This window comes from Terribacillus aidingensis (assembly GCF_900215625.1).
Taxonomy (GTDB): Bacteria; Bacillota; Bacilli; order Bacillales; family Amphibacillaceae; genus Terribacillus; species Terribacillus aidingensis.
Genome location: NZ_OBEK01000003.1, coordinates 367,441 through 374,453 on the forward strand (window position 1 = coordinate 367,441; position 7,013 = coordinate 374,453).

Annotated in this window: 4 protein-coding genes and 12 tRNA genes; 1 reads left to right on the plus strand and 15 read right to left on the minus strand. The window is 41.5% G+C overall.

The genetic code is table 11. The annotated features are described in order from the left end of the window. Positions 1 to 206: 206 nt before the first annotated feature. The 3 genes from CRO17_RS12435 to CRO17_RS12445 are packed head-to-tail and all read right to left on the minus strand — an operon-like array spanning position 207 to position 4,266. The gene (locus CRO17_RS12435; RefSeq protein WP_179637032.1) at positions 207 to 1,619 is read right to left on the minus strand and encodes an APC family permease; all 1,413 of its coding nucleotides are present in this window, start codon (positions 1,617 to 1,619) and stop codon (positions 207 to 209) included. Between the two features lie 59 nt (positions 1,620 to 1,678). After that, positions 1,679 to 2,254: a hypothetical protein gene (locus CRO17_RS12440; protein WP_097042687.1), complete on the minus strand. Its 576-nt coding sequence runs from the start codon at positions 2,252 to 2,254 to the stop codon at positions 1,679 to 1,681. A gap of 59 nt (positions 2,255 to 2,313) precedes the next feature. Continuing rightward, positions 2,314 to 4,266 carry a primary-amine oxidase gene (locus tag CRO17_RS12445; protein WP_097042688.1) on the minus strand — a complete coding sequence of 651 codons (1,953 nt, stop codon included), beginning with the start codon at positions 4,264 to 4,266 and terminating at the stop codon, positions 2,314 to 2,316. Positions 4,267 to 4,437: 171 nt separating this feature from the next. Here CRO17_RS12445 and CRO17_RS12450 point away from each other — a divergent pair, with 171 nt between their 5' ends. Continuing rightward, positions 4,438 to 5,262 (plus strand): helix-turn-helix domain-containing protein, encoded by an 825-nt coding sequence (locus CRO17_RS12450; protein ID WP_097042690.1) that lies wholly within the window; start codon positions 4,438 to 4,440, stop codon positions 5,260 to 5,262. Between the two features lie 408 nt (positions 5,263 to 5,670). Here CRO17_RS12450 and CRO17_RS12455 read toward each other — a convergent pair. From CRO17_RS12455 to CRO17_RS12510, 12 genes are all read right to left on the minus strand, one after another. After that, a tRNA-Leu gene (locus tag CRO17_RS12455) sits at positions 5,671 to 5,752 on the minus strand. Between the two features lie 15 nt (positions 5,753 to 5,767). Beyond that, a tRNA-Cys gene (locus CRO17_RS12460) sits at positions 5,768 to 5,841 on the minus strand. Positions 5,842 to 5,848: 7 nt separating this feature from the next. Further along, positions 5,849 to 5,923, minus strand: a tRNA-Gly gene (locus CRO17_RS12465). Positions 5,924 to 5,995: 72 nt separating this feature from the next. Continuing rightward, positions 5,996 to 6,070 (minus strand) — tRNA-His (locus CRO17_RS12470). Positions 6,071 to 6,087: 17 nt separating this feature from the next. After that, positions 6,088 to 6,161, minus strand: a tRNA-Trp gene (locus CRO17_RS12475). Position 6,162: 1 nt separating this feature from the next. Next, positions 6,163 to 6,248 (minus strand) — tRNA-Tyr (locus CRO17_RS12480). An 8-nt stretch (positions 6,249 to 6,256) separates the two neighbouring features. Further along, positions 6,257 to 6,329: transfer RNA gene (locus CRO17_RS12485), tRNA-Phe, on the minus strand. Between the two features lie 27 nt (positions 6,330 to 6,356). Further along, positions 6,357 to 6,433 (minus strand) — tRNA-Asp (locus tag CRO17_RS12490). Positions 6,434 to 6,619: 186 nt separating this feature from the next. Continuing rightward, positions 6,620 to 6,694 (minus strand) — tRNA-Met (locus tag CRO17_RS12495). Positions 6,695 to 6,729: 35 nt separating this feature from the next. Next, positions 6,730 to 6,805: transfer RNA gene (locus CRO17_RS12500), tRNA-Val, on the minus strand. A gap of 24 nt (positions 6,806 to 6,829) precedes the next feature. Further along, positions 6,830 to 6,904 (minus strand) — tRNA-Glu (locus tag CRO17_RS12505). A 16-nt stretch (positions 6,905 to 6,920) separates the two neighbouring features. Then, a tRNA-Ser gene (locus CRO17_RS12510) sits at positions 6,921 to 7,012 on the minus strand. Between the last annotated feature and the right edge of the window lies 1 nt (position 7,013).

Sequence of the window (7,013 nt, forward strand, 5' to 3'; positions counted from 1 at the left end):
AAGTCCCTTTTCAATAAATATAACCTGAAACGTACTCACTAAGATTCTTTAACCATACAAATTAGAAAGCATTTATCAATAGGCGATATAAAGTTCACTTTAACAGAAGTGACATCCTTCACTTCATGCTGAACTCCTATATGCTCCCGACAACGAATGGGAAGTGTTTATGCATCAGTGCAAACCAAAATATTGCTAATCACTTTCTACATGTTCGTATTAATATTATTCTGGTGATCCATTACCTCAGGTTCTTCATGCTTAAGTTCCTGAGTGTCTAGGGGAGTGGTTTCAAACAACGGCCTCTTCATTTTCACTTTAATCCATAAAAAGGAAAACACAATGACAATGGCTAGAAACACAAGAGCAAACTGATAAATTTGCATTTTAACTACTGGATCAGGATAGATATTGAACAGCATATAGATCAACCCGGTAATCCCTATGACTTGGAATGTGATTCCTAGAGGGGATTTAAACGATCGTTTCACCATCGGATACTTAGCACGTAAAATGATTACATTTAAATGGGCAATGATGTATGTGAGACACCAACATAGGGATCCAGCTAATATAAATATTTCAATGGACGCTGTTGCAGTTACTTGAGAAACAACAAAAATTAAAAATAAGGCTCCCATGAACACAATGGAGACCCATGGCATTCCCCATTTATTTAAGTTGCCAAATACTTTAGGTAATTGCCTCTCTTCCGCCATTGACCGCAGCATTTTAGGTATTGCGAACAAGAGGGTATTCAGTGTACTGGCAGTTGCAAAAATGGTAACTAGCCCTATCCATATTTGCCCTGTTCTCCCTAAGATGGCCGTCGAGGCATCCACATGCGGGGAGGCTGAGTTTGCTAATACATCTAGTGGTACATATCTAATGGCTGCACTACCAAATATAAAGTCGGCTACTAGGATAATTGCAAGTCCTAAGATCATGGAAAGCGGAATGTACACTTTAGGCTTTCTTAACTCTTCGGCCATCGGAGTCACGAATTCAATTCCGACAAACAACCAAAAAGCCAGTGCGACAAGGCTAAAGATCCCCGCTCCCATCGCATTAAATTCGAAAGTTGTCTCTAACGGTTCTCCGCCACCAGCTCCTGTTAATCCAATAACGCCAATACATACAATTGATAAGATCATTAAACTCGTTAAGACAATTTGGACTTTACTAAATAATTGTACTCCGCGAATATTGACCAATACGAATGCAATAACAAAAACGATAGAGACTAGTGTTGGCGAAATGGAAGGTGCAAATACATCACGGACAACAACACCAGCAATATATGCTTCAGCGCTTCCCGCAAACATACTGACAAGCACATACCCAGTAAGAACGGATACCATACCAATAAAAGGTCCTAAAGCAGGCAGTGTGTATTGAACCATTCCTCCCCCTTTAGGCATAATTCCAGCTAACTCTGCAAATGAGAAGGCGACAAATAGATTTATAATCAAGGCACAAACCATCGCAATAATAAATCCTGGTCCTGCACTTCCATAACCTTGACCCAGTGAGACCATTGTTGAAGAAGCGACTACGATTCCGACAGAAGCAGCAACTGCAGTCCATAGTCCAACCTTGTTATTTATTTTATTTGGCACTCGGCAACTCCTCCTCATCCAATTTAATTGAGTATTCAGTCTTTTGAAGAGCTACATTCCTAATGTGAATGATCATGCATCATTTCTTGTTCTATATGTTCATAATTTGAATTTCCTAACCCACCTAGTTCCCGAACACCCATTCCACTAATAACAACTAAACTTAAGACGATTAATGCAAAATACTCAATCCTCTTACTAAATACTCGTTTTTGTGTAGTGCCCTTGTTTAGTAGAACAATCATAAATGTTGTACTTATAATAAAAGATAAATTTGAGGCTATTAACATAATCACAGCTTCCAGAGGCGATGTAAGCATGACCCCTAACATCGCCCCCATCATGGCTCCCATAAAACTAGAGGCTTGCGCTTCTATGATCCCATTTTGACCAAATCTTTTCACAAAGAAGAATGATAGACAGGATGAAATGATGATAGAAAGGATCGTTGCTATAGCCAGTAAGCTCGGAATCCATATTCCGATGACAAGACCAACTGTCACGCTGCTGGTCATACCTAATACCATTGGAACGCATTTACCTAATGATTTTAGACAATCATGACTAGCTGATTTGGTAGATACATAAAAGTAAATACTAAACGCCAGAACGATTAGTAAACTAGCAATAAGCATAATACTCCCCCTTATGATGACGAAAGGAGGAGTATCGCTACTCCCCACTTTCCAAATTCTTAATGGCAACCATGCTCGCTATTATTAGTCGTACAATGACCGGATTTCGGTGCAGGACGCGGAAGATCTAGTGCAGGATTTCGATCAAAGAATCCGACCGGCTTTAATTGAAAGCTGATGTAAGCAGTCGGCATGACAGGCCAATCCTCTGGTCTTGTAATATGATGGTGTCCCATTGTATACCACACAACGACATCCTCATTCTCAATATTACGGTCAGCCTCCGCATACTTCATCAATCCATCTCCGCCTGGATGTTGGTTCGGATAGGCACCCGTTGCATATTTTTCTTTCGGATCATATTTAGTCACAACTAAGTGCTTATCGAGAAAGCTCGCCCGCTTCATAACACTAGAACTTTTCTTAGCGAAAGGAAAGCAGTTTTCTCCTGGCATAATCTTATAGCCAACTGGTGTTCCAACAGCATTTAGGGAATTTGGATTAATCACCTTCCATGTACGCTGCGATGGAAGGTCCATAATGCGTTGTGCCTCTTTTTCCGTTTTAAACGTCTTCGATACCGTATAAAAACCATTATTATACGGATTAATGTCGCCCTCTTCCTCCGCTTCGGTATGCGTTTCAACGACTGAATTCTTCACACCATCTAACATCGTATCTAGGCGGAAGTTAAAAAAGTGTTGATGATGAACAGCGTTTAATTGTGGAGCAATCTCAGTTCCGTACTTTGACTTTCCTGTTTCATCAAACGTACCTGTATTCAACATACCTGTTAGCTTGACTTCCATTTCCATCGTTCCATCTTGGTAGAAGCTCCAGTAGAAACCATAATCATAGTTTCCGACTGTGCAGAAAAACGAAAGAACGAGACGTCTTGAGCGTCGAACTTCTACCTGACCCGTTCTCCAGTCTGTATGCTTCCAGGCAATGCCGTAATCTTCTTCATGGAGGCAAATCGCATTCTTAACCGTTCGTGCATTCCCTTTACTATCAGCCACAACGGCATCAAAATACTTGATTTCACCTAAACAATCACAACCTAATTCTAAGGAGTTTGCCAATTGGCCCATTCCGTATTCACCAGCATCAAATGCATTTTGCGTACGGTGTGCAAAACTGCTATCTCCATAAGGAACAACCATTTCTGATAGTGCGGCGCGATAGAGTATCGGACGTACCTTTCCTTTGTCTTCGTAACCAACCGTATGAAGGACGAGTCCCTCTCTCGGTGTGAAACCGAAGCGGATGTTCCACTTTTGCCATTTAATACGATGACCATCAATATTAAAGCTTGGCCCTTCCGGCTGGATAATATCTAATGGTTTTAAGTCTGTTCTAGGAGTAATACTATCTGAGGTTTCAGGTGTATAATTAGCATCATTTGGCGGTATCGTTCTAACTCCATGATCCTCAAATCTGTGTACCTTCCCTTTATTTAAGTCAACATAGACCACAATTCCTGTTAATGGATAGGCATATCCATTATCAGTATCAAACTTTTTAATCCAACAAATAGCACGAGCTAATCTTACACCCTCATCTTCTTTAATTCCAAAGTTCCCTGCTGACCATGGATCTATCATGACTAACTCTGGGTCAGTAATCCCTCTCTTAAGCAAGGCTTCCTGAAATTCAGGATACGCTTTGACAATTCCTTCTACCTCTTCAAACTCGTCAGCCATAATTCCAGCCTGAACGCCCGGTATATGTTCCCACGACTTAACTTTTTTATCAGTAATCGAGACAACGGCTTCATGCGTCTGTTCTGATTCATTATCTAAAGCAATAATAAACGCTTCACGATTAAATATCTCACCTGGTTGATAGTTCAGAACCTCTTCTTTCTCCGGCTCATTCAGTACGACTGTTGAAAAGCGAACTCTTTCTCCCAATTGTTTCTCATCCTTTAAAATACGAACCGCCTGTTCAATCTCCTCGGCAGTTAATGGCTCTAAAGGGTGGTTCACTGTCACTAGATTTTGAACACTCATCTAAGCCCCTCCTTTTTGTACACTAAATGTACTAAGAATTCAGCTAGTAAGCATTGTAAAAAGCGGAACACCTTTCAAAAACCCTGGAAGGTTTTCTCACACAGAAGTTACTTAACAACAATCAATGCCTATATAATCTAAACAACAATAGATAATCAAGGAGGTAATTCCTTGCAGATTTTCTCTTCTAATTTCAGACCAATCCAACCGGAGATGGTCAAAGGCACGAATGAGTACATGGAATTTAAACCTCATAAGAATGATAGTGATCTCATTTCGTTGTTTTATCAGTTTAAAATCTCTCATAGTGAAAAAGGGGCGGTGCCGGTTATACCTGACGGGTGCATCGATATCTTATTCAATCTTGATGCCCTTGAGCCGATCGGGCTGGTAGCTGCAAGTCCCACTTACCGCAGAGAAGAATTATTTATTAAAGACGAACTATACTTTGGTATTCGACTTTTTCCAGATCAAGGGCAGCAAGTTTTAACCTGCTCCATAAAAGAAATCATTAAATGTAAAGTAGTCCCTTTTACCGATGTGTCTCGTATTGGAATGACCGTACTAGATGAGCTAAGAGATCTAAATAGTTTTGAAGAGAGAGTGAGATGGGTTCTTTCCAGATCAAGGTTGCTTCCACCAACTACCCACTATGAAAAGAACATACTAAATTCTTGTTTAGATAAAATCTATCAGTCAAATGGCCTAGCTTCTGCAAGAGAAATCTCAACAGAAACCGGCTATTCTGATCGGTATATTAGGAATATCTTTAATGAATATATTGGGTTCTCACCAAAACAATTTAGTCAAATTATTAGATTACAATCAAATATAAGTAAAATTTTACATAATCAGCTACAGGTAGATGACCTATTAGATCAACCAAATAACTATTATGATAAGTCTCATTTTTACAAAGACTTTAAAAGGTATATGCTCCTGACACCAAAGGAGTATTTTGATATTGTACGTGAAAAAGCCGTTTTTGGAATGTAGAAACTTAGATTATACGTTCATAATACAATATAAACAAATGACCTCCACTTTGAAAAAGTGGAGGTCATTTGTTTATTCCGTTACGCTCATCATTTCTCTGCTAATTTCTCCTCGATAATATACTTAGCGAAAAGAATACTACAACTTATTAGCAAACTGAATCAGCTTATCTGACTTTAATCTCTTCGACAAAAGTGGGTGTCTGTTGAACCAATTGTTATTACAGGAATAATAGAAATAATGCTATCTAAAGAATCGACTCTTTGTAACATATGAAGATGTCCCCATTTCTTTTTTTTATCTTACCTACATGCTAAGTTTGCTTGTTGAGCAGCCGAGAAACTTTACAATGAAAAAAGGACTTAGGAATAATTATCCTAAGTCCTTTTAAGGCATAATGCCATTTGATACCGGTGGCCGGGGTCGAACCGGCACTCCTTACGGAACACGATTTTGAGTCGTGCGCGTCTGCCAATTCCGCCACACCGGCATGTTAAAGATTTAATGGAGGCGGCAACCGGATTTGAACCGGTGGTCAAGGTGTTGCAGACCTTTGCCTTACCACTTGGCTATGCCGCCAATATTATGGAGCGAAAGACGGGATTCGAACCCGCGACCCCCACCTTGGCAAGGTGGTGTTCTACCACTGAACTACTTTCGCATAAGATATAGGTGTCAGATTCCATTAGGAATCCTCACCTTTTTCTTGGCTATAGCCTTAAAGCTATATGGAGGGCGATCGATGGGGATTGAACCCACGAATGCCGGAGCCACAATCCGGTGCGTTAACCACTTCGCCACGACCGCCATAGAATAAAAATAAAATGGCAGGGGTAGTAGGAGTTGAACCCACATCGACGGTTTTGGAGACCGTTGTTCTACCATTGAACTATACCCCTATGGTGGAGGGAGTAGGACTCGAACCTACGAACCCGATGGGAGCGGATTTACAGTCCGCCGCGTTTGGCCAACTTCGCTATCCCTCCGATTAGAGTGGCTCGGGACGGAATCGAACCGCCGACACACGGATTTTCAGTCCGTTGCTCTACCGACTGAGCTACCGAGCCATACATAAGATATACATGTTGTATAAGTGGCGGTCCGGACGGGACTCGAACCCGCGACCTCCTGCGTGACAGGCAGGCATTCTAACCAACTGAACTACCGGACCACTTAATAGATTATCTATTTCACTTTGGAGTGAAATAGTATGGTTGCATCTTTCAGGTACTTCCATTAAGAATAATATGGTTGCACTCTTCAAGTACTCCCATTGTTCACTAGCCAATAAGCAAATCGACGTAGAAAGTGAACTATAATGGTTGCACACTTCGTGCACTCCCATAAAAAACAAAATTGGTTGCGGGGGCAGGATTTGAACCTGCGACCTTCGGGTTATGAGCCCGACGAGCTACCCCTGCTCCACCCCGCGATAATAAAAGGTACTAGATATGAAGTTGAATCATATGGTGGAGGATGACGGGCTCGAACCGCCGACCCTCTGCTTGTAAGGCAGATGCTCTCCCAGCTGAGCTAATCCTCCAGGGTTGGTCTTATTAAACTATAATGGTGACCCGTACGGGATTCGAACCCGTGTTACCGCCGTGAAAGGGCGGTGTCTTAACCGCTTGACCAACGGGCCATCTATGTAAGTCTTATGGCGGAGAGCGAGGGATTCGAACCCTCGAGACCGCGTTAACAGTCTACACGATTTCCAATCGTGCTCCTTCGGCCACTCGGACAGCTCTCCA

Bases quoted from the DNA above. Each gene is read 5' to 3' on its own strand.
- CRO17_RS12440 (WP_097042687.1), bottom strand. From the start codon at position 2,254: ATGCTTATTGCTAGTTTACTAATCGTTCTGGCGTTTAGTATTTACTTT.
- CRO17_RS12445 (WP_097042688.1), bottom strand. From the start codon at position 4,266: ATGAGTGTTCAAAATCTAGTGACAGTGAACCACCCTTTAGAGCCATTA.